General features: G+C 69.8%; 23 protein-coding genes. 10 read left to right on the top strand and 13 right to left on the bottom strand.

Annotated elements, in window-relative coordinates; all coding sequences use genetic code 11:
• Window positions 1–60: 60 nt before the first annotated feature.
• Genes AB0E56_RS18660 through AB0E56_RS18625 form a run of 8 tightly spaced genes read left to right on the top strand, consistent with a single transcriptional unit; the run spans window position 61 to window position 9,068 of the window.
• Window positions 61–1,575, top strand: coding sequence for an ABC transporter ATP-binding protein (locus tag AB0E56_RS18660; RefSeq protein ID WP_359801482.1), 1,515 nt, complete (start codon window positions 61–63; stop codon window positions 1,573–1,575).
• A complete protein-coding gene (locus AB0E56_RS18655; RefSeq protein ID WP_359801480.1) occupies window positions 1,572–2,891 on the top strand; it encodes an ABC transporter permease in 1,320 nt (439 codons plus the stop codon). The genes AB0E56_RS18660 and AB0E56_RS18655 overlap by 4 nt, the downstream gene beginning before the upstream one ends.
• A complete protein-coding gene (locus AB0E56_RS18650) occupies window positions 2,888–4,174 on the top strand; it encodes an ABC transporter permease (protein WP_359801478.1) in 1,287 nt (428 codons plus the stop codon). Before AB0E56_RS18655 ends, AB0E56_RS18650 begins: the two co-directional genes overlap by 4 nt.
• A gap of 27 nt (window positions 4,175–4,201) precedes the next feature.
• Complete coding sequence (locus AB0E56_RS18645; protein ID WP_067119220.1) at window positions 4,202–4,600, top strand: cytidine deaminase; 399 nt, start codon at window positions 4,202–4,204, stop codon at window positions 4,598–4,600.
• Window positions 4,597–5,892 (top strand): thymidine phosphorylase, encoded by a 1,296-nt coding sequence (locus tag AB0E56_RS18640; protein WP_359801475.1) that lies wholly within the window; start codon window positions 4,597–4,599, stop codon window positions 5,890–5,892. Before AB0E56_RS18645 ends, AB0E56_RS18640 begins: the two co-directional genes overlap by 4 nt.
• A 51-nt stretch (window positions 5,893–5,943) precedes the next feature.
• The gene (locus AB0E56_RS18635) at window positions 5,944–7,059 is read left to right on the top strand and encodes an adenosine deaminase (protein ID WP_359801473.1); all 1,116 of its coding nucleotides are present in this window, start codon (window positions 5,944–5,946) and stop codon (window positions 7,057–7,059) included.
• Window positions 7,060–7,061: 2 nt separating this feature from the next.
• Window positions 7,062–8,168, top strand: coding sequence for a polysaccharide deacetylase family protein (locus tag AB0E56_RS18630; RefSeq protein WP_359801472.1), 1,107 nt, complete (start codon window positions 7,062–7,064; stop codon window positions 8,166–8,168).
• Between the two features lie 27 nt (window positions 8,169–8,195).
• Window positions 8,196–9,068: a PfkB family carbohydrate kinase gene (locus AB0E56_RS18625; RefSeq protein ID WP_359801471.1), complete on the top strand. Its 873-nt coding sequence runs from the start codon at window positions 8,196–8,198 to the stop codon at window positions 9,066–9,068.
• Window positions 9,069–9,071: 3 nt separating this feature from the next.
• Here AB0E56_RS18625 and AB0E56_RS18620 read toward each other — a convergent pair whose 3' ends face one another.
• The 10 genes from AB0E56_RS18620 to AB0E56_RS18575 form a co-directional block, all read right to left on the bottom strand.
• On the bottom strand, window positions 9,072–9,818 hold the full coding sequence (locus AB0E56_RS18620; protein WP_359801470.1) for an alpha/beta hydrolase: 747 nt from the start codon (window positions 9,816–9,818) through the stop codon (window positions 9,072–9,074).
• Between the two features lie 9 nt (window positions 9,819–9,827).
• Window positions 9,828–10,793: an SDR family oxidoreductase gene (locus AB0E56_RS18615; RefSeq protein WP_359801467.1), complete on the bottom strand. Its 966-nt coding sequence runs from the start codon at window positions 10,791–10,793 to the stop codon at window positions 9,828–9,830.
• On the bottom strand, window positions 10,793–11,743 hold the full coding sequence (locus AB0E56_RS18610; RefSeq protein WP_359801465.1) for a bile acid:sodium symporter family protein: 951 nt from the start codon (window positions 11,741–11,743) through the stop codon (window positions 10,793–10,795). Before AB0E56_RS18610 ends, AB0E56_RS18615 begins: the two co-directional genes overlap by 1 nt.
• Window positions 11,740–13,032: an NAD(P)-binding domain-containing protein gene (locus tag AB0E56_RS18605; RefSeq protein WP_359801462.1), complete on the bottom strand. Its 1,293-nt coding sequence runs from the start codon at window positions 13,030–13,032 to the stop codon at window positions 11,740–11,742. Before AB0E56_RS18605 ends, AB0E56_RS18610 begins: the two co-directional genes overlap by 4 nt.
• Window positions 13,033–13,120: 88 nt before the next feature.
• The gene (locus tag AB0E56_RS18600) at window positions 13,121–14,278 is read right to left on the bottom strand and encodes a mannitol-1-phosphate 5-dehydrogenase (RefSeq protein ID WP_359801461.1); all 1,158 of its coding nucleotides are present in this window, start codon (window positions 14,276–14,278) and stop codon (window positions 13,121–13,123) included.
• Window positions 14,275–14,709 (bottom strand): PTS sugar transporter subunit IIA, encoded by a 435-nt coding sequence (locus AB0E56_RS18595; protein ID WP_359801459.1) that lies wholly within the window; start codon window positions 14,707–14,709, stop codon window positions 14,275–14,277. Before AB0E56_RS18595 ends, AB0E56_RS18600 begins: the two co-directional genes overlap by 4 nt.
• Entirely contained in the window at window positions 14,706–16,340 is a 1,635-nt protein-coding gene (locus tag AB0E56_RS18590) for a PTS mannitol transporter subunit IICB (protein ID WP_359801458.1), read from the bottom strand. Before AB0E56_RS18590 ends, AB0E56_RS18595 begins: the two co-directional genes overlap by 4 nt.
• A complete protein-coding gene (gene ptsP, locus AB0E56_RS18585) occupies window positions 16,337–18,022 on the bottom strand; it encodes a phosphoenolpyruvate--protein phosphotransferase (protein WP_359801455.1) in 1,686 nt (561 codons plus the stop codon). Before ptsP ends, AB0E56_RS18590 begins: the two co-directional genes overlap by 4 nt.
• Window positions 18,019–18,300 carry an HPr family phosphocarrier protein gene (locus AB0E56_RS18580; RefSeq protein ID WP_220173476.1) on the bottom strand — a complete coding sequence of 94 codons (282 nt, stop codon included), beginning with the start codon at window positions 18,298–18,300 and terminating at the stop codon, window positions 18,019–18,021. Before AB0E56_RS18580 ends, ptsP begins: the two co-directional genes overlap by 4 nt.
• Complete coding sequence (locus tag AB0E56_RS18575) at window positions 18,297–18,614, bottom strand: hypothetical protein (protein WP_359801454.1); 318 nt, start codon at window positions 18,612–18,614, stop codon at window positions 18,297–18,299. Before AB0E56_RS18575 ends, AB0E56_RS18580 begins: the two co-directional genes overlap by 4 nt.
• Window positions 18,615–18,779: 165 nt before the next feature.
• On the opposite strand from AB0E56_RS18575, the gene AB0E56_RS18570 reads away from it, so the two are divergent.
• A complete protein-coding gene (locus AB0E56_RS18570) occupies window positions 18,780–20,702 on the top strand; it encodes a PRD domain-containing protein (RefSeq protein ID WP_359801452.1) in 1,923 nt (640 codons plus the stop codon).
• Between the two features lie 10 nt (window positions 20,703–20,712).
• On the opposite strand, the gene AB0E56_RS18565 is transcribed toward AB0E56_RS18570, so the two are convergent.
• The 3 genes from AB0E56_RS18565 to AB0E56_RS18555 are packed head-to-tail and all read right to left on the bottom strand — an operon-like array spanning window position 20,713 to window position 23,479.
• Entirely contained in the window at window positions 20,713–20,976 is a 264-nt protein-coding gene (locus tag AB0E56_RS18565) for an HPr family phosphocarrier protein (protein ID WP_359801449.1), read from the bottom strand.
• A gap of 2 nt (window positions 20,977–20,978) precedes the next feature.
• The gene (locus AB0E56_RS18560; protein ID WP_359801447.1) at window positions 20,979–22,649 is read right to left on the bottom strand and encodes a phospho-sugar mutase; all 1,671 of its coding nucleotides are present in this window, start codon (window positions 22,647–22,649) and stop codon (window positions 20,979–20,981) included.
• Window positions 22,646–23,479 carry a purine-nucleoside phosphorylase gene (locus AB0E56_RS18555; protein ID WP_359801445.1) on the bottom strand — a complete coding sequence of 278 codons (834 nt, stop codon included), beginning with the start codon at window positions 23,477–23,479 and terminating at the stop codon, window positions 22,646–22,648. Before AB0E56_RS18555 ends, AB0E56_RS18560 begins: the two co-directional genes overlap by 4 nt.
• Before the next feature lie 48 nt (window positions 23,480–23,527).
• Here AB0E56_RS18555 and AB0E56_RS18550 point away from each other — a divergent pair, with 48 nt between their 5' ends.
• A complete protein-coding gene (locus AB0E56_RS18550; protein ID WP_359801444.1) occupies window positions 23,528–24,976 on the top strand; it encodes an NAD(P)H-quinone dehydrogenase in 1,449 nt (482 codons plus the stop codon).
• Window positions 24,977–25,024 lie beyond the last annotated feature (48 nt).

Below are 25,024 nucleotides of genomic sequence, written 5' to 3'. Positions count from 1 at the left end.
GCCCCGTGCCGTGGACGGACGGTGATTCTCCTGGATGACTCTTCTGGATAAGGTGCAGATATGAAGCTCGAACTTCGCGGCATCACCAAGCGATTCGGCAGCCTCGTTGCCAACGACCACATCGATCTGGTGGTGGAACCCGGCGAGATCCACGCGCTCCTCGGCGAGAACGGCGCGGGCAAGTCCACGCTGATGAACGTGCTCTACGGGCTGTATCAGGCCGACGAGGGCGAGATCCTCCTCGACGACGAGGTGCAGCGTTTCCGCGGCCCCGGCGACGCGATGGCGGCCGGGATCGGCATGGTCCACCAGCACTTCATGCTCGTCCCGGTCTTCACCGTGGCCGAGAACGTGATGCTCGGGCACGAGCAGACCAAGGCGCTCGGCACGCTCGACATCGCGAAGGCACGAGAGCACGTGCGTTCGGTCGCCGCGCGCTTCGGATTCGACATCGATCCGGATGCGCTCGTCGGAGATCTCCCGGTCGGGGTGCAGCAGCGCGTCGAGATCATCAAGGCGCTGTCGCGCGATGCCAAGGTGCTCGTGTTCGACGAGCCGACCGCCGTGCTCACGCCGCAGGAGACCGACGAGCTGATGAACATCATGCGCCAACTGCGCGATGAGGGCACGGCGATCGTGTTCATCACGCACAAGCTGCGTGAGGTGCGCGAAGTGGCCGACAAGATCACGATCGTCCGCCTCGGCCGCGTCGTCGGAGAGGCATCGCCGACCGCGACCAACGCCGAGCTCGCCTCCCTCATGGTCGGCCGCGCAGTGGAGCTCACGGTGCACAAGGATCCGCCGCGCCTCGGCGAGGGCGGATTCGAGGTCACGGGACTGCGCGTCCTGACCCCCTCGGGCGCGATCGTCGTCGACGGCGTCGACTTCGCAGTCCGCCCCGGCGAGGTCCTCGCGATCGCCGGGGTCCAGGGCAACGGGCAGACCGAGCTGGTCGAGGCCATCGTCGGCCTCGCCGCCCGCGTCGAGGGCAGCATCGTGCTCGACGGCACCGAGCTCGTCGGCAAGAGTGTGCGTGCCATCCTCGACGCCGGTGTCGGCTTCGTCCCCGAGGACCGCACGGAGGACGGGCTCGTGGCCGGCTTCTCCGTCGCGGAGAACCTGATCCTCGACCGTTCGGACGACCCGGCGTTCAGCCGTGCGGGGACGCTGCGCCGTTCGGCTCTCGACGAGTTCGCGCGCGCCCGCATCACCGAGTACGACATCCGCACCCAGGGACCGGAGACCGCCGCAGGCACGCTCTCCGGCGGCAACCAGCAGAAGGTCGTCATCGCCAGGGAGATGAGCCGCGACCTGCGGCTGCTCGTCGCGGCGCAGCCGACCCGCGGCGTCGACGTCGGATCCATCGAGTTCATCCACAAGCGCATCATCGAGACGCGCGATGCCGGGGTCCCCGTGATCGTCGTCTCCACCGAGCTCGACGAGGTCGCAGCTCTCGCCGATCGGATCGCGGTCATGTACCGCGGCACGATCGTCGGCATCGTCCCCGGCGACACGCCCCGGGAGACGCTCGGACTCATGATGGCCGGAGCGGCCGAAGGTGAGGTGGCCGCGTGAGCGGAGCGACGCCCGGCGCGGGTGATGTGACCAAGGGGATCCCGCCGCAGGAGCTCGCGACGAGCACCGGCACGGTGCCCCGCGACCCCGCCGACGTGCCGCCGCCCCCGCGCGGCAACGTCATCCTCAAGGAGATCCTCCGCGGCAACGCCGTCACCACGATCCTCGCGATCGTGCTGGCCCTCGTCGTCGGCGGAATCCTCATCGCCTTCACCAACGAAGACGTGCAGGCGGCATCGGTCTACTTCTTCGCACAGCCCGGTGACACGTTCGTCGCCGCCTGGAACGCCGTGTACAACGGCTATGAGGCGCTGTTCCGCGGTGCGATCTTCAACGCGAGAGGGGCCGACTTCGCGGCGCAGATCCGCCCCCTGACGAACACCCTCGGCTTCGCTGCACCGCTGATCGCAGCCGGCCTCGGCGTCGCCCTGGCCTTCCGTGTCGGGCTCTTCAACATCGGTGCTCGAGGCCAGATGCTGATCGGCGTCGCGGTGGCGGCGCTGCTGACCTTCTCGCTCGACCTCCCCATCTGGCTGCACATCCCGGGCACCCTCATCGCGGGTATCGCCGGCGGTGCGCTGTGGGGCGCCATCGCCGGACTCATCAAGGCCCGCACCGGTGCCCACGAGGTGATCCTCACGATCATGCTCAACTACATCGCGTACTACCTGCTGCTGTGGATGATCCGCACTCCGGGTCTGCTGCAGAAGCCGGGCACGAACCAGGCGCTCGGTTCGGCGACTCCCGAGAGTGCGCAGTTCCCGACGTTGCTGGGGCCGCAGTTCCCGCTCCTCGACCTCGGGTTCGTGATCGTCATCGTGGCGACCCTGTTCGTCTGGTGGCTCATCGAGCGCTCGTCGCTCGGTATGCGCATGCGCGCCGTGGGGGAGAACCCGCACGCCGCCCGTGCCGCGGGCATCAGCGTCCAGCGCATCTACGTGTACGCGATGCTCTTCGCGGGCGGTCTCGCCGGTCTCGCCGGCATGAACCAGATCCAGGGCGCCGTCACCACGGGTGTCACCGAGACCATCGACGCGGGTATCGGCTTCGACGCGATCACCGTCGCCCTCCTCGGACGCAGCCGGGCGTGGGGCACCTTCGCCGCCGGCATCCTGTTCGGCGCGCTCAAGGCGGGCTCGTTCTCGATGCAGGCCCAGGACATCCCGGTCGACATCGTGCTCGTGGTGCAGTCGCTCGTCGTGCTGTTCATCGCCGCGCCGCCGCTGCTGCGCTCGGTGTTCTTCCTCCCCAAGACCGATGCCGAGAAGGCCGCCAAGGCGAGAGCCAAGGCCGCGAAGAAGGCGGTGACGGCATGATGTCGCTCGTGCAGACCCAGGCCGCAGACGGCACCGTGCAGCTCGCCACGGTGAAGGAGCGGCACCTCAAGGCGCCCATCGTGCTCGCCGCCGCCACCGCGCTGCTGGCCCTGCTGTTCCTCGCGGTTCCCCGCGACGGCATCAGCACCTTCCGCCTCTCCGACCAGTCCTCGGCGCTCGCGCTGCCCGACGTCGCGCTGCCGACGGCGTCGACCTTCTGGGTCGTGTTCGGCATCCTCGTGGTCCTGACGGTCGGCGCCTTCCTGCGGGCCTGGACGTACCGCACGCCCTCCCTGTGGTTGGTCATCGCGTACGGCGTCCTCGCCGTCTTCGCGTTCCTCGTATGGGCGGCCGCCGGGGGACTCGTCCCGGTCACGAGCCTGCTCTTCGGCGCGGTGTCGCTCTCGGTGCCGCTCGTCTTCGGCGCCCTCGGCGGCGTGATCGGCGAGCGCGCCGGAGTCGTCAACGTCGCGATCGAGGGCCAGCTCCTCCTCGGCGCGTTCTCCGCCGCCCTGCTGTCCAGCATCACCGGGAACCCGTTCGTCGGTCTGTTCGGTGCGATGGTCGGCGGTGTCCTCGTGGCCAGCGTGCTCGCCGCGTTCGCGATCAAGTACCTCGTCGAGCAGGTCATCGTCGGTGTCGTGCTCAACGTGCTCGTCACCGGTCTCACCGGCTTCCTCTACGGTGCGCTGCTCGCGCCGAACGAAGCGACCCTGAACACACCGGTGCGCTTCCCGCGTGTCGAGATCCCGGTGCTGAGCGACATCCCGATCATCGGGCCTGTGCTGTTCAACCAGACGTTCATCGGGTACCTGATGTTCATCACGGTCGCCGTAGTCGCATGGGGGCTCTACCGCACCAGGTGGGGTCTGCGGCTGCGCGCCGTGGGAGAGCACCCGCAGGCAGCCGACACCGTGGGCATCAGAGTGAACCCGACCCGTTTCTGGAACGTGCTGCTCGCCGGTGCGATCGCGGGCATGGGCGGCGCGTACTTCACGCTCGTCTCGGTGCCGCAGTTCGGAAAGGACATGACGGCTGGTCTCGGCTTCATCGCCCTCGCCGCCGTGATCTTCGGCCGCTGGGACCCGATCCGCGCGACACTCGCTGCGCTGCTCTTCGGCTTCGCGACGAACCTGCAGAACCTGCTGTCGATCCTGAAGACGCCGATCCCCGGCGAGTTCATGCTGATGCTCCCGTACGTGGTGACGCTCCTGGCGGTCGCCGGGTTCGCGGGGCAGATCAAGGCTCCTGCCGCCGACGGCAAGCCGTACATCAAGTCCTAGGTCTGCCGGGAAGAGGGAAGCACCGCAATGACGGACATCGACTGGGACGAACTGCGCCAGGTCGCCACGGAAGCCATGACGAAGGCGTACGCGCCGTACTCCCGCTATCGCGTCGGTGCGGCCGCGCTGGTCGGCGACGGGCGCATCGTCGCGGGCTGCAACGTCGAGAACGCGTCGTACGGAGTGACCCTGTGCGCGGAGTGCGCGCTCGTGGGTGATCTGCACATGTCGGGCGGCGGGCAGCTCGTCGCGTTCGTGTGCGTGAACAACGACGGACAGACGATCATGCCGTGCGGTCGCTGCCGGCAGCTGCTCTACGAGCACGCGATGCCCGGGATGCTCCTGGAGACGGTCTCCGGTATCCGCACGATCGACGAGGTGCTGCCCGACGCGTTCGGGCCGCGCGACCTGGAGGACGCACGATGACGACGGTGGAGCCTTTCGACGCGGTGGACGTCATCCGCGCGAAGCGCGACGGAGGTGCGGTTCCCGAGGCGGCGCTGCGGTGGATGGTCGACGCGTACACGCGCGGGTACGTCTCGGACGCGCAGATGGCGTCGTTCGCGATGGCGGTCTTCCAGCGCGGCATGGAGCGCGACGAGATCCGCGTGCTGACCGACGCGATGATCGCTTCCGGGGAGCGGATGAGCTTCGCGTCCCTCGGCAAGAAGACCGTCGACAAGCACTCCACCGGCGGCGTCGGCGACAAGATCACCCTTCCGCTCGCCCCGCTCGTCGCCTCGTTCGGCGTCGCGGTGCCCCAGCTGAGCGGTCGCGGGCTCGGCCACACCGGAGGGACGCTCGACAAGCTCGAGTCGATTCCCGGGTGGCGTGCCGCTCTCAGCAACGATGAGATGTTCGCGCAGATGCAGGGCGAGGTCGGCGCGGTCATCTGCGCGGCCGGATCGGGTCTCGCTCCCGCAGACAAGAAGCTGTACGCGCTCCGCGACGTGACCGGCACGGTCGAAGCCATCCCGCTGATCGCGTCGAGCATCATGTCGAAGAAGATCGCCGAGGGGACGGACGCCCTCGTCCTGGATGTGAAGTTCGGTTCGGGCGCCTTCATGCAGGACATCGACCGTGCTCGCGAGCTCGCCAGGACCATGGTCGCGCTCGGCACCGACTCGGGAGTGGCGACCACGGCGTTGCTCACCGACATGAACGTGCCGCTCGGGCTGGCGATCGGCAACGCCAATGAGGTGCGCGAATCGGTCGAGATCCTCGCCGGAGGCGGTCCCGCCGATGTCCGCGAGCTCACGTTGGCGCTGGCCACCGAGATGCTCGCGCTCGCGGGGCAGCCAGACGCCGACGTGGAGGCCGCTCTCGACGACGGCCGCGCGATGGACACGTGGCGGGCGATGATCCGCGCGCAGGACGGCGATCCGGACGCCGAGCTCCCCACGGCGAGGGAGACCCACGTCGTCACGGCGCAGACCGACGGGGTGCTCACCCGGATGGACGCGCTGCCGTTCGGCATCGCGGCCTGGCGTCTCGGCGCGGGGCGCGCGAGGGCACAGGACCCGGTGATCTTCGAGGCGGGGATCGACCTGCACGCGAAGCCCGGCGACCGCGTCGTCGCCGGCCAGCCGCTGTTCACGCTCTCCGCGGCCGACGAGGCACGATTCCCCCGAGCGGTCGAGGCCCTCGAGGGCGCGTGGGAGATCGGCGAGACGGCTTCGGCCGCTGGTCCGCTGGTCCGCGAGCGCATCACGGCGTGACCACCCGACCGCTAGCCTGAACTGAGCACATCCGCGACCGAGAGGATCACCATGTCGATCGATGCGAACGGCGACGTCACGCTCCAGGGCGTCTCCCTGCGGAGCCTGCCCAAGGTGTCGCTGCACGACCACCTCGACGGCGCGCTGCGGCCAGACACCATCATCGAGCTCGCGGATGCCATCGGGCTCGAGGTTCCGGCGAGCGACCCCGCGGCCCTCGGGGCGTGGTTCGCGAAGAAGAGCGACTCGGGCTCCCTGGTCGAGTACCTCAAGACCTTCGACCTCACCACGGCCGTGATGCAGACCGCCGAGGGACTCACCAGGGTCGCGCGCGAGTTCGTCCAGGATCTCGCAGCGGACGGCGTCGTCTACGGCGAGGTGCGCTGGGCCCCCGAGCAGCACCAGGCGAGCGGCCTCACGCTGGAGCAGGCCGTCGAGGCCGTGCAGCAGGGCATCGAAGAGGGGGAGGACGCGGCCGATCGCGGCGGCCGCAGCATCCGCGTCGGACAGCTGATCACGGCCATGCGTCACACCGACCGGGCGCGGGAGATCGCCGAGCTCGCGGTCGACTTCCGCGGCCGCGGTGCCGTGGGCTTCGACATCGCGGGTCCGGAAGACGGATTCCCGCCGTCGAACCATCGCGCCGCGTTCGACTACCTCGCAGAGAACTTCTTCCCGGTGACCGTGCATGCCGGCGAGGCGGCAGGTCTGGCCTCGATCCGTTCGGCGCTGCTGGACGGACGAGCGCTGCGCCTCGGCCACGGCGTCCGCATCGCCGAGGACCTCAAGGTCGTCACCCAGGAAGGCGATGAGGTGCAGGTGCAGTTCGGCGACCTGGCCCGCTGGGTGCGCGACCGGGAGATCCCGCTCGAGCTGTCGCCGTCGTCGAACCTGCAGACCGGTGCGATCGCCGCATGGGGAGACACCCTCGTCGACCACCCCTTCGACCTGCTCTACCAGCTCGGATTCGCGGTGACCGTGAACGTCGACAACCGCACGATGAGCGCGACGTCTCTCACGCGGGAGTTGGCGCTGCTGGTCGAGACCTTCGAGTACGACCTCGACGACCTCGAGACCTTCCAGTTCAACGCGGCTGCGGCGGCGTTCCTGCCGGTCGAGGAGCGGGAAGAGCTCGTGGAGATGATCGCCGAGGGATTCGACATCTGATCGTGGCTCCCGGGGGGAAGCCGCGCTCGCGCACCGCGACCGTCGTCGGCGTCTGCATGGCGGTCGTCCTCCTGGGCGGCGGCGCTGCGACCTTCGCGTGGGTGACCCGGGCACAGCCGGAGCCGATCCCGAAGGCGGGCACGGCGGCGCTCGCGCGCCCGTTGACGCCGGCGCAGCAGCTCGTGGCGGATGCCGACGACCCGCGGGCCTGCGCGGTGACTTTCGTCGGCGATGGTGCCCCCACCGCCCCCGTGCTGCAATGGCAGGAGGCCCTGTATCAGGGCCTGCCGATCCCGCAGTTGGAGGGTCGTGTGTTCGCCGGGTGGTATGCGAGTGCGGCGGATGCCGGGGCCTTCGCGGTCGACGGGCGCGTCAACGGCGCCGATCTCGTGATCTGCGACGACCAGCAGGTCGAGCTGTTCGCGGCATGGAAGACTCCGGAGGAGAACGCGGCGGACGGCGTGCGCGTGCCCATTCTCATGTATCACCAGTTCACGGCCGACCCCGACGGTGAGCAGGGCTGGCTGCGCGGGAACTACGCCTACATCGGCGACTTCGACGCGCAGATGACACACATCGCGACGACGGGCTTCTACCTGCCGACGTGGGACGAACTCAGCGCGTTCATCGACGGGCGGCTCTCGCTCCCCGCCCGGAGCGTGATCATCACGGACGACGACGCCGACCAGACCTGGTTCGACCTCGCGGTGCCGGTCGTCGACGAGCACCGCCTGCTCGCCACCTCGTTCATGGTCACCGCGTACCGCTCCGACCCGGCGCCGTCGATCTACGTCCTGCGCCGATCGCACACGCACGACATGCACCAGGCGGGTGACAACGGCAAGGGCCGGATGGTCAACTGGACCGCCGAGCAGATCGCCGCCGACCTCTCCGTCTCGGGCGACACCCTGGGCGTGCGCGAAGTCATCGCCTATCCGTTCGGGCACTACGACGACAGGGCGAAACAGGGCGTCGCCGCGGCCGGCTTCGAGCTGGCGCGGACGATCGAGCCCGGCTACGTCACGGTCGGCACGGACAAGCTCGCGCTCCCCGTCGTGCGGATCGACTACGGCATGGGGCTGGACGAGCTGGTGTCGCGCATCGGCTGACCTCCGTCGAGGCGGCAGGATGGTCGCATGCCCGCCTCCGTCTTCATCGCCGGCCCCGCGTCCTGGAACACCATCGTCGTGCTCGACCGGCTTCCGGAACCGGTGCCGCACATGCAGTTCGCGGAGGAGACGTGGGAGACGGTCGGTGGTACCAGTGCCGGCAAGGCGCTGAGCCTGACCGCGCTGGGGCGCGCGGTGGACCTGTACGCGCTGGCCGGATCGGATGCGGCGGGCGAACGGGTGCGGGCAGCGCTGCAGGCCGGTGGTGTACCGGTGCGCTGGGGCGAGGGGGCCACCGAGCGGCACCTGAACCTCATGACGCGCGACGGCGCCCGCGTGTCGCTGTACCTTTCGACGCCGACGGCGACCGCGGGCGAGGATGATGCCTGGGTTCGCGACCGGATGAGGGAGGCAGGGGCGGTCGTGCTCGACCTCGCCGCCGAGCCGCTGCGGCTCCTGCCGATGGCGCGGGAGACCGGAGTCCCGATCTGGGTCGATGTGCACGACTACGACGGTGAGACCGAGTTCCACCGCCCATTCCTCGCCGCGGCGGACGCGGTGTTCTGCAATGCGGATCGCCTCCCGGACCCGGTCGCGTTCCTTCGTGCGCGCATCGCCGCCGGTGCCTCACTCGCCGTGTGCACGCTCGGGGCCGAGGGTGCGGTGGCCGTCGATGCAGAGGGAGTCGAACATCGGGTGGCGGCCGCGCCCGTCGAGGTCATCGACACGAACGGTGCGGGCGACGCCTTTCTCGCGGGCGTGCTCGATGCCCGACTCGACGGGGCCGAGGTCGCCGTCGCGCTGGAGGCCGGGGCACGGACGGCCGCATCCGTGTTGCGCTCGCGTCACCTGCATCCGCTGATAGATGGGGTGCTCGATGCCGGAAGTGCGGCGTCGTGAGCGTCAGGGGGCGAGAGGCGCGAGGAACTCGTCGGTGAGTCGCGTGACCTCGTCGTGCATCTCCTCCGTCGAGATCGTCGGGGTACCGTCGCCCGCCTGGGGCCCATAGTCCCCGAAGGAGGCGTGCGATGCCCCTTCGATCTCCACCATCTCGGCGTCGGCGGGCAGCAGGTCCCGCGCGTCGGCGATCTTCTCCGGAGTGGAGAGACCGTCTTCGCTGCCGGAGATGCTGAGCACAGGAAGACCGCTGTCCGATACATCGGTCGCGCAGTACGAGCCGAAGAGCACCAGCGCGTCGGCATCCGCGGCGAGCTGGCAGGCGCGGACGCCGCCCAGCGAGTGACCGCCCACGCTCCACACGTCGATATCGGGTGCGGCCGAGGTGAAAGCGTCGAGTCCGCGCGGATCGAAGAAGGCCAGGTTCAGCCAGGGACGCGTGATCACGACCGTGACCCCGTCTTCGGCGAGCCCCTGGAGGATGGCGGCATAGCCCCAGGGGTCGACCTTGGCGCCGGGGATGAAGACCAGCCCGACATCCGACCCGCCGTCGGCGGGGGCGAGCACGATGCCCTCGTCCGCGTCGGTGACCGTGATCGCGGGGTTCTCCCGCACGGTCGCGAGGGGTTCCGGCTCCGCGGCCATGACGCCGATCTGGGTGTACGCGACGACGCCCCCGACGGCGAGCACCACCACGATCGCGAGGCTCCACAGCACGCGCTTCAGGATCCGGCGGCCACGCTTCTTCTGCACCCTTCAACGCTACTGCGCGGCGGGGTCGCTCCGGACCACGTCGGGGTGCGTGCGCAGGTACTCCTCGAACGCCTCGCGAGAGGTGCGCGTCGGCTCGTAGCCGAACACCTCTCTCAGTCGCCGGTTCGCGAGCACCGGTCGGTAGCGCAGGAACGGGACCTTCTCCGGGCCGTGCGCGGTGAGGTGCAGCATCCGTCCCAGCCGCAGGCCCACGCTCAGCGCCCACGCCGGGATCACGAGCTGACGTTTGTGCAGTCGTGCGGCGATCTCGGGCACCGTCATCCGCCCGTCGCCGGCGACGTTGTAGATCCCGCACGGTCCTTCGGTGGCGGCCTTCACCATCACCGCCGCCACGTCGTCCACCCAGACGAAGACGAACGGCGAATCGGAGCCGGCGATGCGGAGCAGGCGTGGTCCGTTCCAGAGGCCGGTGATCTGGTTCCGCACGGACGGACCGAGGATCGTCCCGATCCGGAAGATCACCTGCTCGAGTTCGGGATGCGACCGCCGGTGCTCGGCGAGCATCTCCTCGACGAGTCGTTTGTGCCGCGCGTAGGGGAAGGCATCGTTGCCGCGCAGCGGCTGGTCCTCGTCGATCCACTCCGGGTTGTCGGCGTGATACCCGTACGCGGCGCCGGAACTCGAGACCACGATCCGGCGAACGCCCGTCTGGACGCATGCGGCGAGGACGTTCGCGGACCCCGTCACGTCGACCCGGTACTCCGCCTCGACATCGCGCCCCGGGTTCACGATGGCCGCCAGATGGACGACCGTGTCGATGCGGTGCTCCTGCAGCAGCGGGGCGAGCGCTGCGGGATCCGTCACATCGAGGATCGCGTCGATGATGCCGTCGCGCGGCGAGCCCGTCCGCAGATCCGCGGAGACGACGACGTCCACGTCATCCCGCGCGGCGAGGGCCGCAGCCACGTGCGAGCCGAGGAAGCCCCCGCCTCCCGTGATGAGCACGCGCGACATCAGGCGGCCTCGACGGCGGTGCGACCGCTGGCGTCTCCTGACGGCGACCCCGTGCGCTTCTTCGTGTGTCGGGCCCAGAGTCCGGCCAGCACGAGACCGGCGATGATGTCCCAGATGCCCCACCAGCCCGCGACGATGGCCATGCCGCCGAGTCCGTCGAAGAACAGGAACACGAGCCCGAGCCCGAGGCCCGCGTTGCGGATGCCGACTTCGAACGTCATGGCCTTGCGCTCGCGGGTCCCGAGTCCGCCGACGACCGCTGTGCCGTAGCCGAGCGCGAGGGCGACGGCGTCATGGACGGCGACCACGAGCAGGATGATGCCCAGCACCTGAACGAACACGGCCCAGTTGCCGACGAGAGCGGCGATGATGAACCCGAGGAGCGCGATCAGGCTGAACCACTTCACGAAGGGCTGCACGCGCGCGCTGAACCCGGGGGCCTTGGCCCTGAGGAAGAGTCCGAGCGCGAAGGGGAGGCCGACGATGAGCAGGATCTCGAGCAGCATCCGCCACGGGTCGACCGCGACGTCACGCAACAGGGTGCGTGCGGTGGGATGAAGCGAACCCCAGAACGTGATGCTGAGCGGCATCGCGAAGATGTAGATGAGGTTCCCGACCGCGGTGAGCGAGACGGACAGGGCGACATTGCCGCCTGAACGATGCGTGAGGACCTGGGAGATGTTCCCCGGAGGGCAGCACGCGACCAGCAGCATCCCGAGGGCCATGGAAGGCGGCACCGGCAGCGCGAGGGTCAGCAGGAACGTCGCGATCGGGAGCAGGAGGAGCTGAGCGAGGATCGCGATCGCGAACGGCCGGGGGTGCTTCGCGACGACGCGGAAGTCGCTCGGCGCGGTGTCGAGCGCGATCCCGAACATGATCAGGCCGAGCACCACGTTCAGGATCGTGAGGGTCCCCGGCGTGAAGGAGAGGACGACGTCGTCGACGTTCATGCGCGTGCCTCCAGCGCTGCCTGCTCGTGCCGCACCGCTCGACGGTAGGCGTCTTTGTTGACGTAGTAGGCCATCCTGTCCAGTCCGAGGTAGTGGTACCCGCCCGTGACGTCGGGCCAGGCGGCCCCGGTGACGCGTGCGCGGAAGCGGTCGGCGCGCGCGGGGTCGTTCTCGACGGCCTCGAGGTATGCGCCGAGAAGGTCCGCCTGCTCGTAGCGGCCCTGCCATCCGATGCCGGAGGCCTCGATCATGCCCATCACGTACAGGCCGTTGAACGACGAGGGGAACACGTTGAGGAATAGGCGTGGCGAGGCGCCGCGCCAGTGCAGGTGCTGTCGGTCGACGAAGGGGTAGTCGAGGGCGTACCCCGTGGCGAGCAGCACGAGGTCGTAGTCGTCAGCGCTGCCGTCGCGGAAGTGCACGGTCGACCCGTCGAAGCGGTCGATGTCGGCGCGGATGCGCAGGTCGCCCTGGCCGAGGTGGTTCAGGATCAGGGTGTTCACGATCGGGTGCGACTCGTAGATGCGGTAGTCGGGCTTCGGGAAACCGAACCGCACCGGGTCGCCGGTGAACGCCCGCAGCACCCGGCTGTCGAGCGCCTGTTTGATCCGTGCCGGGAGTGGACGGCCCTGGTTGAGGGTGTCGCTGGGCTTCCCGAACAGGTATCGGGGGACGAAGTAGTACCCGCGGCGGACGCTCATGTCGACGGAGACGGCGTGATGCACGGCATCCACCGCGATGTCGCAACCGGAGTTGCCCGCGCCGATCAGCAGCACGCGCTTGCCGCGGAGCTGCTCGGGCGACGTGTAGGCGCTGGTGTGCAGCAGTTCGCCCGCGAACTCACCGCGGAAGGTCGGCACATTGGGTTCGGCGAGCGTGCCGTTGGCGAGCACGACCCCGGTGTACCAGCGGGTCTCCTCGCCGTCGGGGCCGATGCTCGTGAGGTCCCACCCGCCGTCGCGGGGCTCGAGGCGCGCGACCCTGGTCGAGAACCGGAAGAGACCGGTGAGGTCGAAGTGGTCGGCATACTCCTGGAAGTACTCCTTCAGCACCCGGTGCCCCGGGTAGTCGACGCGCGACCGCATCGGGAACTCCGCAAACTCGGTCGTGGTGCGCGACGAGATCAGGTGCGCTGACTCGTACATCGTGCTGCGGGGGTTGGTGATGTCCCACAGCCCGCCGACCCCGTGCGAGGCCTCGTAGCCGTCGACGTCGATCCCGCGCCTGCGCAGTGCGCGCGCTGCGGCCAAGCCGGACGGTCCCGCGCCGATCACGGCGTATCTGTTCATGCTGCTCCCCGCACGTCGCTGTGCTCTGAAAACGCCCCCGTCCTCCCGATCGTATCGGGTGGACGGGGGCGTCGATTCCGGAGCGGCGTCAGCCGATGCCGAGGTCTCGCTGACGAGCGGCCACGGCGTCCCGCACGTGCGGGAACAGCGGATGTTCCGGTTCCAGCCCCGTCGTGCGCGCCGTGAACGCGGCGGCCTCTTCGGTGCGCAGCAGCTCCTGCAGCTCGACCGACTGCTCGTCGGCCGGATCGTCGAATGCGAGGGCCGCGCCGATGGCGGCGACCAGCGCCTCGGTCGGCAGCGAGCGTTCTGCGGCCATCGCGGCGGGGCCGACGAAGCGCTCGTGCCGGGAGATCTTGCGCAGCGGCTGGCGACCCACCCGCTGGACCGTGTCGACGAGCTCGGGGTTGCGGAACCGGTCGAGGATGGCAGCACGGTAGGCGGCGAGATCGAGAGGATCGAGTCCGTGCTCGGCCGCCAGCACGGCGGACGTCTCTTCGAGGGCCGCCGAGACGGCCACCGCGATCGCCGGATCGGCCAGCGCGTCCGAGATGCGTTCGATGCCGGCGCGCGCGCCGAAGTACGCGGTCGCCGCGTGCCCGGTGTTCACGGTGAAGAGTTTGCGCTCGATGTAGGGCGCCAGGTCGCCGACGAAGTGCGCGCCGGGGATGCTCGGCGGCGTATCGCCGAACGGACCGGACTCGATCGCCCACTCGAAGTAGGGCTCGACCGTGACGTCGACCCCGGCTCCGGGCGGCTGTGCAGGGACGATGCGGTCCACCGCGGTGTTCGCGAACACCGCACGACGCAGCAGCGCCTCGGCATCCGCACCCGCGGCCGCGGTGACCTCGCGCCGCAGCAGGTCCGTGGCTCCGATCGCGTTCTCGCACGCCATGACCTGCAACGGGGCGGCGTCGGGGGAGCGGAGCGCGAGCCCGGCGACGATGGACGGCGCCACGAACCGCAGCACGGTCGGGCCGACGGCGGTGGTGACGACATCGGCCGTCGACACCTCCTCGGCCACGCCTGCGGGATCGGTGCGGCTGTTCACGGCGCGGAACCCGGTCACGACGTGATCGGTCCCTCCGGGGCCGGCCTCGTGCACGGTGTAGGAGTCGACCGCATTGATCGCGTCGACCAGGGCGTCCGCGACGTCGGAGAAGACGACCTCGTACCCGCCCTGGCGCAGCAGCAGACCGACGAACCCGCGCCCGATGTTGCCGGCCCCGAAGTGGACCGCCTTCATCCCTCGTTCACCTCCGAGAGGAGGGCGTAGAGCTCCTCGGGGGTCTGCGCCGCCGTGAGACGTGCCACATCGTCCTCCTCGGAGAACAGGATCGCGATGCGCGACAGGATCTCGAGGTGCTCGTCGCCGACGCCGGCGATGCCGATCACGAAGGTCGCCGGATCACCCGACCAGTCGACGCCGCCGTCGTAACGGACGACCGAGAGGGCCGAGGCGAGGATCGCGTCCTTCGCGTCGTTGGTGCCGTGCGGGATCGCGAGGCCGTTGCCCATGAAGGTCGACACGGTCTCCTCACGCTGTCGCATCGCATCGACATACGCCGGGGTGACGGCTCCGGCGGCGACCAGGATGTCCGTCGCCTCCTGGAGCGCCTCGTCACGCGTGGCCCCTCCGGGGTGGATGCGGACCTGTTCGGGGTTCAGAACGCTCATTCCGTGTCCTTTCGCTGCTCGCGCACCATCTCGACGACCTCTTCGTACTTGGGCGAGTTCATGAAGTTGTCCACCGAGACGTGCACCGAGTTCGGCGACTTGGCGGTCGCGCGTTCTGTGAGCTGCTGCTGCGTGATCACGACGTCGGCGGTGCCGTCGAGGTTGGCGATCGCCTGGTTGGTGACCACCACGTCGTCGATCCCGGCCTTCTTGAGCTTGTTGCGCAGGACGCTGGCGCCCATGGCGGACGATCCCATCCCCGCGTCGCACGCGAACACGATGCGCTCGATCGGCGCCGCGGCCACGGCGGTCGTGCTCGGCGCCGCGACGGTCTCGGGTGAGGCGGATGCGGTCGACGTGCGCAGGGCGTCCATGGCGACGGACGACTTGCCCTTGTTGGCCTCGGTCTGCGCGATCGCAGCTCCGAAGGTGTCGCCCTCGGCCTCGAGGTCGCGCTTTCGCGACGCGCGCAGGATCACTCCGGTGATGAGGAACGTGACCGTCGCAGCGATGATCACCGACAGGTACACGACGAGGAGGTTGCCCGCGCCGGGGCCGATGGCGGCTGCCGTCACCGCGATGATGCTCCCAGGGGCGGCCGGGAAGGCCAGACCGCCGCCGAGCACCATGTTCGTCGTGACACCGGCCGCGCCACCCGCGATGAGGGCGAGGATGGTGGTCGGCTTGCTCAGCGCATATGGGAAGTAGATCTCGTGGATGCCGCCGAAGAACTGGATGATCGCCGCGCCCGGCGCCGACGCCTTCGCCGCCCCGACACCGAAGAAGGTGAAGGCGAGCAGCAGGCCGAGGCCCGGGCCGGGGTTCGCCTCGATGAGGAACAGGATGGACTTGCCGGTCTCGGTGGCCTGCTCGATACCCAGCGGCGTGAACACTCCGTGGTTGATGGCGTTGTTGAGGAACAGCACCTTCGCCGGCTCGACGATGATGGACACGAGCGGCAGCAGGTTCAGTGACACGAGCCAGTCGACCGCAGCGCCGAGTGCCGCGCTGACGCCGAGCATGACCGGTCCGAACGCGAAGAAGCCGACGATGGCCAGCAGCATGCCCAGGATGCCGGCGGAGAAGTTGTTCACCAGCATCTCGAAGCCGGGGCGGATCTTGCCGTCCCACAGCCGATCCACCTGCTTCATGAGCCACGCCGCGATCGGCCCCATGATCATCGCTCCGAGGAACATCGGGATGTTCGTGCCGACGATCACGCCGACCGTCGCGATCGTCGCGACGACACCGCCGCGCTCGCCGTAGACCATGCGTCCTGCGGTGTTGGCGATCAGCAGCGGCAGCAGGTATGTGACCATCGGCCCGACCAGTCCGACGTACGCGAGGATGTTGCCGTCGGCGCTCTCCGCGACGGCCGTCATCGCGCCCTGCCAGCCGATCACGGCGGAATCGCCGCCGCCGCCGATGATCTCGGCGACTCCCGCCCAGTGCCAGTCGAACGGGCTCTCTGCCCCGAAGAAACCCTTGGGGATGAAGAGCATCGTGATGAAGCCCCAGGCGATGAAGGCTGCGATGTTCGGCATGATCATGCCGGAGAGGAACGTGCCGAAGCGTTGCACGCCCACGCGGAGGCCGCCCGGTCTGGTGGCGGCAGGTGACGTCGTCGTCATGATGTCGTCTCTTTCTCATGGAGGGGGAGGGCCGTGGCGAGCGTCGCCGCGGCGGTTCGGGCGGAAGGGGCGTCGTCGGCGGCCAGGGCGGCCTCGGCGAGACTCCGCGCCTCGGACAGGGTGTGCTGGGACAGGGTGTGCCGCACATCGGCCAGGGCCGATGGCGCCATCGAGAGGCTGGTCGCGCCGAGGCCGACCAGGACCACGGCGAGCAGCGGGTCGGCCGCGGCCTCACCGCAGATGCCGACGGGCTTGCCGAGACGCGTCCCGGCGTCGCCCACCTCGCGCACCAGGCGGAGGACGGCAGGATGCCACGGGTCCTGGAAGCCTGCGACCGATCCGAGCATGCGGTCGGCCGCCATCGTGTACTGCGTGAGGTCGTTGGTGCCGATCGAGGCGAAGTCGGCGTGCGCGAGCACCCTGTCGGCGAGCAGGGCGCTCGCGGGGATCTCCACCATGACGCCGGCCGTGCGCAGCCCGTACTCGCGGGCGAGCCCGGTGAAGTACCTCGTCTCCTCGACCGTGGCGACCATCGGCGCCATGACCCAGAGCTCGGCTTCGGTCTCGGCGTCGGCCTCGGCGAGGGCGGTGAGCTGTTCGCGGAGGATGTCCTCGCTCGCCCGCAGCGCCCGAAGACCACGGAGCCCGAGCGCGGGGTTCTCCTCGTGCGCATCGTTGAGGAAGGCCAGCGGCTTGTCGGCCCCGGCGTCCAGCATCCGCACCACGACCTTCTGCCCGGGGAACGCGGCCAGCAGTTCGCGGTACGCCTCCCGTTGCTGCGCGATCGTCGGTGCCTGCGCCGAGGAGAGGAACAGGAACTCGGTGCGGAACAGCCCGACGCCCTCGGCCCCCCGAGCGACCGCATCTGCGGCGTCTGCGGGCTTCCCCAGATTCGCGAGCAGTGCGACACGCGTGCCGTCGGCGAGGGCGCCGGGAGTCAGCGGGGCGGAGTCCGCGGAGCGACGAGCGGCTGCGCGCTGAGCCGCGCGAGCCTTCTCGTCGTCGGTGGGCTCTCGCGTGATGACGCCGGCAGCCGCGTCCACGATCACCGTCTCGCCTGTCTCGAGCATGTCGCCGTCTGCGGCGCCGACGATCGCGACGATGCCCTTCTCGCGGGCGAGGATCGCGGTGTGCGATGTGGGACCGCCGTCGGTGGTGATCAGGGCGAGCACCTGATCGAGGTCGAGCAGTGCGGTGTCGGCGGGCGCGAGGTCGCGTGCCACGAGCACGAACGGGTGCCCGGGCGCGGGTACCCCGGGGGCGTCGACGCCCCGAAGGTGCGCGAGCACGCGCTGCGCGATGTCGTCGAGGTCGGCCGCCCGCTCGCCGAGGTAGCCGCCGACGGCCTCGAGAGTGGCGCGGAATCCGGCGAAGGCGTCGTGCACGGCCCACTCGGCGGTGGCGCCGCCGTCGATGCGGGCATCCACCTCGTCTTGGAGGGTCGGGTCCTCGGCGATCATCGCCTGCGCCTCGAGCACCTCCTGCGCCGATCCGCCCGCAGCCTGACCGCGCGCGTTCAGCTCCTCCGCGACGATCGACACGGCCTCGCGGACACGGGCGCGCTCGGCGTCCGCGCCCGCGGTGCTCGGCGTGTTCTCGGGCGCCGGCATCGCTTCGGACATGCGCACGACCGGCCCCTGGGCCACCCCGAGGCCGATGCCGACGCCGCGCAGCTCGCTCATCCGGCGGCGTCCTGGTCGTGGTCGGTGGTGAGCAGCTCGGTGAGGGTGTCGAGCACGTCCTCCGCGCCGTCGCCCTCCGCAGTGAGGGTCACGTAGTCGCCGTGCTCGACGGCGAGGGCGATGACGCCGAGGATGCTGGCGGCGTTCACGGGCTTGCCGGAGTCCTTGGCGATCGTCACCGCGACGCCGGAGTCCTTCGCCGCCTGGGCGAAGAGCTTCGCGGGGCGGGCGTGCAGTCCGTGCGAGGAGCCGATGCGGACGGTGCGGGTGGCGGTCATGGTGTTCCTTTCGGGGTGTCGCCGGCGGCGGCGAGGATCGAGCGGGCGAAGACGAGCGTGCGCGACCCGTCGCGGTCGGCGAAGACGTCGGCCGGGAGCACGGCGACAGGGGCGCTCACAGTGCCACGGATGGCTTCCACCCGCTCACCGAGGTGAGGGCCGACGAGGATGAGATCGTGGTCCGCGTCGATGAGCGAACTCTCCATGCCGGCCGCCGCCTCCCAGTCGAGACCGGCGGCCGCTGCCGCGCTTCGCAGGCGTTGCGCGACGAATGTGCTCGACGCCCCGGCGCCGCACACCACGAGGATCTTCATCGATTCCCACCTTCCTGAGAACAGTCTGTGAACCGGGAGGGGCACGGCGCCAACACATTCCTTTCCGCCCCCGCGGAACTGCGCTTTCCGCCCGGGAGTGCCGGCATGCTGACATCATGGAGACCACGTCGAGACAGTGCGGTCAGCACGCGGAAGGGGAGCACCATGTCGCGCCAGCGCCAGGACCAGCTCCTCGCGACGCTCCTGCGCCAGGAGGGATGGTCGACGGCCGGAAGCCTCGCGGACCTGCTGGGTGTCACGCCGCGGAGCATCCGCTCCTACGTCGCCGCGCTAAACGCGCGCACCCCCGGTGCGGCCGCGATCGAATCCGGTCCGGCGGGGTATCGCGCAGGGTCAGGGGCGCGCGGTGCGCTGCGCACGCGGCAGATGGGGGACTCGGCGCCCCGTGACCGGCTGCACGCACTCGTCCGTTCACTCCTGGACGAGCCGAGCGGGATCGACGTGTTCGACACGGCCGACGAACTGCACGTCAGCGAAGCGACGCTCGAGGCCGACCTCGCACGAGTGCGCGGGCTGCTCGAAGGAACCGACCTCCTGCTCGAGCGCGACCGCGAGATCGTGCGGCTGCGCGGCGACGAGGCGGCTCAGCGGCGGCTGCTCAGTCGACTCGCGCACGACGAGATGGACGACGCCTCGTTCCACCCCGAGACGTTCCGCCGCGCGCTCTCCGGCTCCGCGGTCGCCGCCAGCGCCGTGGGGCCGTTCAAATCGGCCCTGGTGCGTGACCTCGGCGAGCTGGGGTACTACGTGAACGAGCTGGCGATCGCCGACGTGCTGCTCCATATCGCCATCGCGGCGGACAGGGTCGCCGCGGGCCACGCTCTCGAGGCGCCTCCGGTCGGAGCCCGCGAGGAGATCCCCCGGGTCGCAGCGGTGATCGCCCGACTCGCCGCCGAGCACTTCTCCGTCGGTCTCGGTGACGGCGACAGCAGCCATCTCGCGTCGCTCGTGCTCACCCGCATCGTCGCGCCGGGGGAGGACGCCACTCGCGAGGTCGCGCGCAGCGGGGTCGACGCCTCCGTGGAGGACGCGGTGCGCGCCGAGCTCGCCAGGGCGGCCGACGACTTCCAGGTCGACCTCGTCGACGAGACGTTCGTGCTCCGGCTCGCGTTGCACGTGCAGAATCTCCTGCGCCGCGCGGAGGAGAGCGCCCTGACACGCAATCCGCTCACGCGCTCGCTCAAGACGAGCTATCCCATGATCTTCGAGGTCGCGGTGTCGATCGCGAGCGGACTGCACGACCGCGTCGGCACCCCCATCCACGACGACGAGATCGCCTACATCGCCATGCATGTCGGCGGCCGTCTCGAACGCAGCAGGAAGGCCGAATCGATCCTCACGGCGACGATCGTGTGCCCGGGATACCAGGAACTGCACGAACTGCTGCGCTCCAGCGTCGACCGTTCGCTCGGCTCCGCGATCGAGGTCACCAGCGTGGTCACGAACGTCGACCCCGACTGGGCGTCGTTCGAGACCGACCTCGTGCTCAGCACGATCGAACCGGGGCGGCCGGGAGACCGGTTCGTGCGTATCCAGCCGTTCCTGACCGATGCCGATGTCGACCGCATCCAGCAGGCTGCCGCGCGCGTGCGACGGAGCAGGCGGCTCACACGGCTCCGCGGCGAGCTCGCCCGTTACTTCCTGGCAGACGCGTTCGTCTTCCCGCTGCCGGACGAGGGGGAGGAGGCGATCATCCGCCGCCTCGGAGGCCTTCTGATGCAGGCCGGACTCATCGGCGAGGACTACATCGAGAACACCATCGTGCGCGAACGGATGTCATCGACCGCGTTCACGGATGCGCTCGCCGTCCCGCATGCCCTGCAGATGACCGCCACGCGCACGGCGATCGCCATCGGCGTCGCCGACGGCTCAGCGGCGTGGGGCGGTGGACGCGTGCAGGTCGTCGCCCTCGCCGCGTTCAGCGAGGGCGACCGTGCGGCGTTCCAGACCGTGTTCGAGCAGCTGGTCGAGGTGTTCAGCGAACGCGAGAGCGTGCAGCGGATCGTGCGGAGAGGATCGACCTTCGAGGCGTTCCTCGATGAGCTCGTCGCCGTGATCGACGGCTGAGCCCCGCGCATCACTCCCGGGGGGCGAGCACCTCGGCGAGTTGATCGAGGACGGCCTCCGAGGTGTCGGAAGCCGCGGTCTCGAGCACCACCGCATCGCCGGACGCGATCCCGAGGTCCATCACCGCGAGGACGCTGCTCAGGTCGACCGTCGTGCCGTCCGCCGTGCGCAGCGTCACCGTCGTGCCGTGCGACTGCGCGAGCCGGACGAGCTCGGCCACCGGCCGGGCGTGCGCGCCGTTGTGCGCGCTGACGATGAGGCGACGCGTCGGCATGGTCAGGAGCGTTCGTCGAGCATGGTCCGCACGCCGGCCTCGAGTTCCGCCACGGCCGCGCGTGCGCCCTCTGCGGTGTCGGCGCGGGCGTCGATGTAGACCTTGAGCTTGGGCTCGGTGCCGCTGGGGCGCACGATCACGCGTGAACCGTCGCCGAGGATGTACCGCAGCACGTCGCCGGAGGGACGCCCGGGGGCAGCCTGCAGCAGATCCTCGGCCGACGTGATCGAGCGACCCGCGATATGGGTCGGGGGGAGCGTGCGCAGAGCGAGCATGACGGCGCCGATGACCGAGAGATCGTCGACGCGCACCGAGACCTGTCCGCTGGCGAAGTGCCCGTAGGTCTCGCCCAGCTCGGCGAGGAGGTCGACCAGCGTCGCGCCGCGATCGCGTGCCTCGGCGGCGAGACCCAGCACCGCGACGGCGGCGGACACGCCGTCCTTGTCGCGGACCGTGTCGGGGTTCACGAGGTAGCCGAGGGCCTCCTCATAGCCGAACACGAGGCCGGGGGCACGCGAGATCCACTTGAAGCCGGTGAGCGTCTCGTGGAAGTCCAGCCCGTGGTGGGCGGCGACGGCACCGAGGCCGGGGGACGAGACGAGCGAGCAGGCGAGCGAGGCGCCCGGCGTGCCCTCGGCGGCACGGGCGGCTCTCGCGCCGAGCAGGAGACCGACTTCGTTGCCGGTCAGTCGACGCCAGCCGTCGGGTGCGGTCTCGTCCGGCACGGCGACGGCGAGTCGATCCGCGTCGGGGTCGTTGGCGAGGATGAAGTCCGCCTTGACCCGGCGGGCCCTGACGAAGGCGAGATCCATCGCCCCCGGCTCCTCGGGATTCGGGAAGGATACCGTGCGGAAGGTCGCATCGGGAGTGAGCTGCTCATCGACGACGAAGGGCTGCGGGTATCCGGCATCCTTCACGATGCGGGAGAGCGTCTCCCACCCGACACCGTGCATCGCGGTGTACACCCAGCGCATCCCGGTGGCGCCTGCCGGCGCGGGGGCCACCGCAGCGGTCGCGGCGATGTACGCCTCGACGACCTCTTCTCCGGCCGTCTCGTACGCGATGGAGCGCGGCAGCTCCGCGACGGATCGGCTGTCTGCCACGCGCTGGATCTCCGCCGCGATCTCGGCATCCGCGGGAGCGACGATCTGCGAACCCTGGTCGGCGCCACCGAGGTACACCTTGTAGCCGTTGTCGTTCGGGGGATTGTGGCTGGCTGTCACCATCACTCCCGCGTCCGCGCCGAAGTGGCGCACGGCGAAGGCGAGCACCGGGGTCGGGAGCAGGCGGGGCAGCAGGATCGCACGCAGACCAGCGCCGGCGAAGAGCTCGGCGGAGTCGGTCGCGAACACGCGCGAGTTGCGGCGGCCGTCGTAGCCGATGACCACGGTGGGGGTCGCATCAGGCGTCCTCGCGCACAGATACGCGGCGAAGCCCGCAGCGGCCTGCGCCACGAGCACGCGATTCATCCGGTTGCTGCCGGCACCGAGTTCCCCGCGGAGTCCTGCGGTGCCGAACGCGAGACGCGTGCCGAACCGATCGTCCAACTCGGCGAGCGCGGCGTCATCGCCGGCGGACGCACGAGTGATGAGGCCGGCGAGCTCGTCGCGGGTCTCGTGGTCGGGGTCCTGCCGCAGCCAGGCGCGCGCCTGGACGAGCCGATCCTCGCTCACAGCGCCTCGACCACCCTGGCCAGCAGTGCGGAGATCACCGGCTCGGCTTCACGTCCGGCCTCGATCACCTCGGCGTGGCTCAGCGGGGTCTGCTGGATGCCCGCGGCGAGGTTCGTGATGAGCGAGAAGCCGAGGATCTCCATGCCGGCCTCGCGCGCGGCGATGGCCTCGAGGGCGGTCGACATCCCCACGATGTGACCGCCGATGTGCTTGGCCATCTGCACCTCGGCCGGGGTCTCGTAGTGCGGTCCGCGGAACTGCGTGTACACACCCTCGTCGAGGCTCGGGTCGATGCTGCGGGCGATGTCGCGCAGGCGCTTCGCGTACAGGTCGGTCAGGTCGATGAAGGTCGCGCCCTCGAGAGGGGAGTCCGCGGTGAGGTTGATGTGGTCGCTGATCAGCACGGGCTGACCCGGCTTCCAGGTCTCGCGGATGCCGCCCGCGCCGTTGGTGAGCACCATGATCGCAGCGCCCGTCGCGGCGGCGGTCCGCACGCTGTGCACGACGCGGCGCACGCCGTGATCTTCGTAGTAGTGCGTGCGCGCGCCGATCACGAGGACGTTCTTGCCGCCGGGGGTGCGGATGCTGCGGAGCGTTCCGACGTGGCCCTCGAGGGCGGGCTTGGAGAAGCCGGTCACCTCGGTGGCGGGGATGGTCGCGACGGTCTCGCCGATGATGTCGGCGGCCTTGCCCCAGCCGCTGCCGAGGGTGAGGGCGATGTCGTGCTTCTCGACGCCGGTCAGACGCGCGATGTCTGCGGCGGCCTCGGCGGCGACCTCGAACGGGTTCGCGGTCGGGTCGTCGAGGGGGTTGCTGTGCGTTTCAGGCATGGATCCACTCTAGGAAGGTGCAGGCTCGGGGGCCAGGATTGGGGAAGAATGGATTCCATGTCTTCCACCACTTTCGAGCGCACTCAGCGCGTCGCCGTCCTCGGCGGCGGTCCCGGCGGTTACGAGGCGGCCCTCGCGGCCGCTCAGCTCGGGGCCGAGGTCACCCTGGTCGAGCGAGTGGGTGTCGGCGGATCGGCCGTGCTCACCGATGTGGTGCCATCCAAGAGCCTCATCGCGACCGCCGACGCGGCCGTCGCGATCTCGGAGGCCAGCGACCTCGGGGTGAACTTCTACGCCAAGGGAGAGAACGGCAAGCCGCTCAAGCCCGAGATCGCCATCAACCTCGCCGCCGTCAACAAGCGGCTCATCGCGCTCGCCGGGCAGCAGTCGGAGGACATGCGCGCCACCCTCCTCGACGCCGGAGTGCGCATCCTCTCCGGTCACGGCCGGCTCGAGGGACCGACGGCGATCGTCGTGTCGACCGGTCAGGGCGGGACCGACTTCGATCGGGTCGAGGCCGACACGATCGTGGTCGCGGTCGGCGCATCGCCCCGCGAGCTCGACTCGGCCAAGCCCGACGGCAAGCGCATCCTCACCTGGACGCAGCTGTACGACATGAAGTCGCTCCCCGAGCACCTGATCGTGGTCGGATCCGGCGTCACGGGGGCGGAGTTCGCCTCCGCCTACATGAACCTCGGAGCGAAGGTCACGCTCGTCTCCAGTCGGGATCAGGTGCTCCCCGGCGAAGACAAGGATGCGGCGAGCGTCCTGGAGAAGGTGTTCAAGCGCGGCGGCATGCAGGTGCTCTCCAAGTCCAGGGCCGACAAGGTCGAGGTCACGAAGGACGGTGTCACCGTGACGCTGTCCGACGGGCGCACCGTCGACGGCAGCCACTGTCTCATGGCGGTGGGTTCGATCCCGAACACCGCGGGCATCGGCCTCGAGGAGGCGGGTGTCGAGCTCGACGACTCGGGTCACGTGCGGGTGAACAAGGTCGCCCGCACGTCGGTCCCGAACGTCTACGCAGTCGGCGACTGCACGAACTTCTTCCCGCTGGCCTCAGTCGCCTCCATGCAGGGGCGCACCGCCGTGTTCCACGCGCTGGGCGACATCGTGATCCCGCTCGAACTGATCAAGATCACCTCGAACATCTTCACCGCTCCCGAGATCGCGACCGTCGGCTACGGGGTCAAGGACGTCGAAGACGGCGTCGCGGACGGCATGGTCTACAAGCTCCCGCTCGCGGCCAACCCCCGGGCGAAGATGATGGGCATCAAGGACGGCTTCGTCAAGCTCATCGCCCGCAAGGGCTCCGGCACCGTGATCGGCGGCGTCATCGTGGCGCCCAAGGCATCCGAGCTGATCTACCCGATCGCGGTCGCCGTCGAGCGACGACTGACGGTCGATCAGGTGTCGCGCGTGTTCGCGGCGTACCCGTCGCTGTCGAGCAGCATCACCGACGCCAGCAGGGCGATGCACCTCGTCAACATCTCCTGAGCGCTGCGGACATGACGAAGGCGCTCCACCTCGGTGGGGCGCCTTCGT

It is taken from the genome of Microbacterium sp. NPDC028030, assembly GCF_040637855.1.
In the GTDB taxonomy this organism is placed as follows: domain Bacteria; phylum Actinomycetota; class Actinomycetes; order Actinomycetales; family Microbacteriaceae; genus Microbacterium.
This window is presented reverse-complemented; position numbering and strand designations above follow the sequence as displayed.

Bases quoted from the DNA above. Each gene is read 5' to 3' on its own strand.
- AB0E56_RS18615 (WP_359801467.1), bottom strand. From the start codon at position 10,793: ATGTCGCGCGTGCTCATCACGGGAGGCGGGGGCTTCCTCGGCTCGCAC.
- AB0E56_RS18645 (WP_067119220.1), top strand. From the start codon at position 4,202: ATGACGGACATCGACTGGGACGAACTGCGCCAGGTCGCCACGGAAGCC.
- AB0E56_RS18650 (WP_359801478.1), top strand. From the start codon at position 2,888: ATGATGTCGCTCGTGCAGACCCAGGCCGCAGACGGCACCGTGCAGCTC.
- AB0E56_RS18595 (WP_359801459.1), bottom strand. From the start codon at position 14,709: ATGAGCGTTCTGAACCCCGAACAGGTCCGCATCCACCCCGGAGGGGCC.
- AB0E56_RS18565 (WP_359801449.1), bottom strand. From the start codon at position 20,976: ATGCCGACGCGTCGCCTCATCGTCAGCGCGCACAACGGCGCGCACGCC.
- AB0E56_RS18635 (WP_359801473.1), top strand. From the start codon at position 5,944: ATGTCGATCGATGCGAACGGCGACGTCACGCTCCAGGGCGTCTCCCTG.
- AB0E56_RS18580 (WP_220173476.1), bottom strand. From the start codon at position 18,300: ATGACCGCCACCCGCACCGTCCGCATCGGCTCCTCGCACGGACTGCAC.
- AB0E56_RS18590 (WP_359801458.1), bottom strand. From the start codon at position 16,340: ATGACGACGACGTCACCTGCCGCCACCAGACCGGGCGGCCTCCGCGTG.
- AB0E56_RS18640 (WP_359801475.1), top strand. From the start codon at position 4,597: ATGACGACGGTGGAGCCTTTCGACGCGGTGGACGTCATCCGCGCGAAG.
- AB0E56_RS18550 (WP_359801444.1), top strand. From the start codon at position 23,528: ATGGATTCCATGTCTTCCACCACTTTCGAGCGCACTCAGCGCGTCGCC.
- AB0E56_RS18660 (WP_359801482.1), top strand. From the start codon at position 61: ATGAAGCTCGAACTTCGCGGCATCACCAAGCGATTCGGCAGCCTCGTT.
- AB0E56_RS18600 (WP_359801461.1), bottom strand. From the start codon at position 14,278: ATGAAGGCGGTCCACTTCGGGGCCGGCAACATCGGGCGCGGGTTCGTC.
- AB0E56_RS18610 (WP_359801465.1), bottom strand. From the start codon at position 11,743: ATGAACGTCGACGACGTCGTCCTCTCCTTCACGCCGGGGACCCTCACG.
- AB0E56_RS18625 (WP_359801471.1), top strand. From the start codon at position 8,196: ATGCCCGCCTCCGTCTTCATCGCCGGCCCCGCGTCCTGGAACACCATC.
- AB0E56_RS18570 (WP_359801452.1), top strand. From the start codon at position 18,780: ATGTCGCGCCAGCGCCAGGACCAGCTCCTCGCGACGCTCCTGCGCCAG.
- AB0E56_RS18555 (WP_359801445.1), bottom strand. From the start codon at position 23,479: ATGCCTGAAACGCACAGCAACCCCCTCGACGACCCGACCGCGAACCCG.
- ptsP (WP_359801455.1), bottom strand. From the start codon at position 18,022: ATGAGCGAGCTGCGCGGCGTCGGCATCGGCCTCGGGGTGGCCCAGGGG.
- AB0E56_RS18605 (WP_359801462.1), bottom strand. From the start codon at position 13,032: ATGAACAGATACGCCGTGATCGGCGCGGGACCGTCCGGCTTGGCCGCA.
- AB0E56_RS18575 (WP_359801454.1), bottom strand. From the start codon at position 18,614: ATGAAGATCCTCGTGGTGTGCGGCGCCGGGGCGTCGAGCACATTCGTC.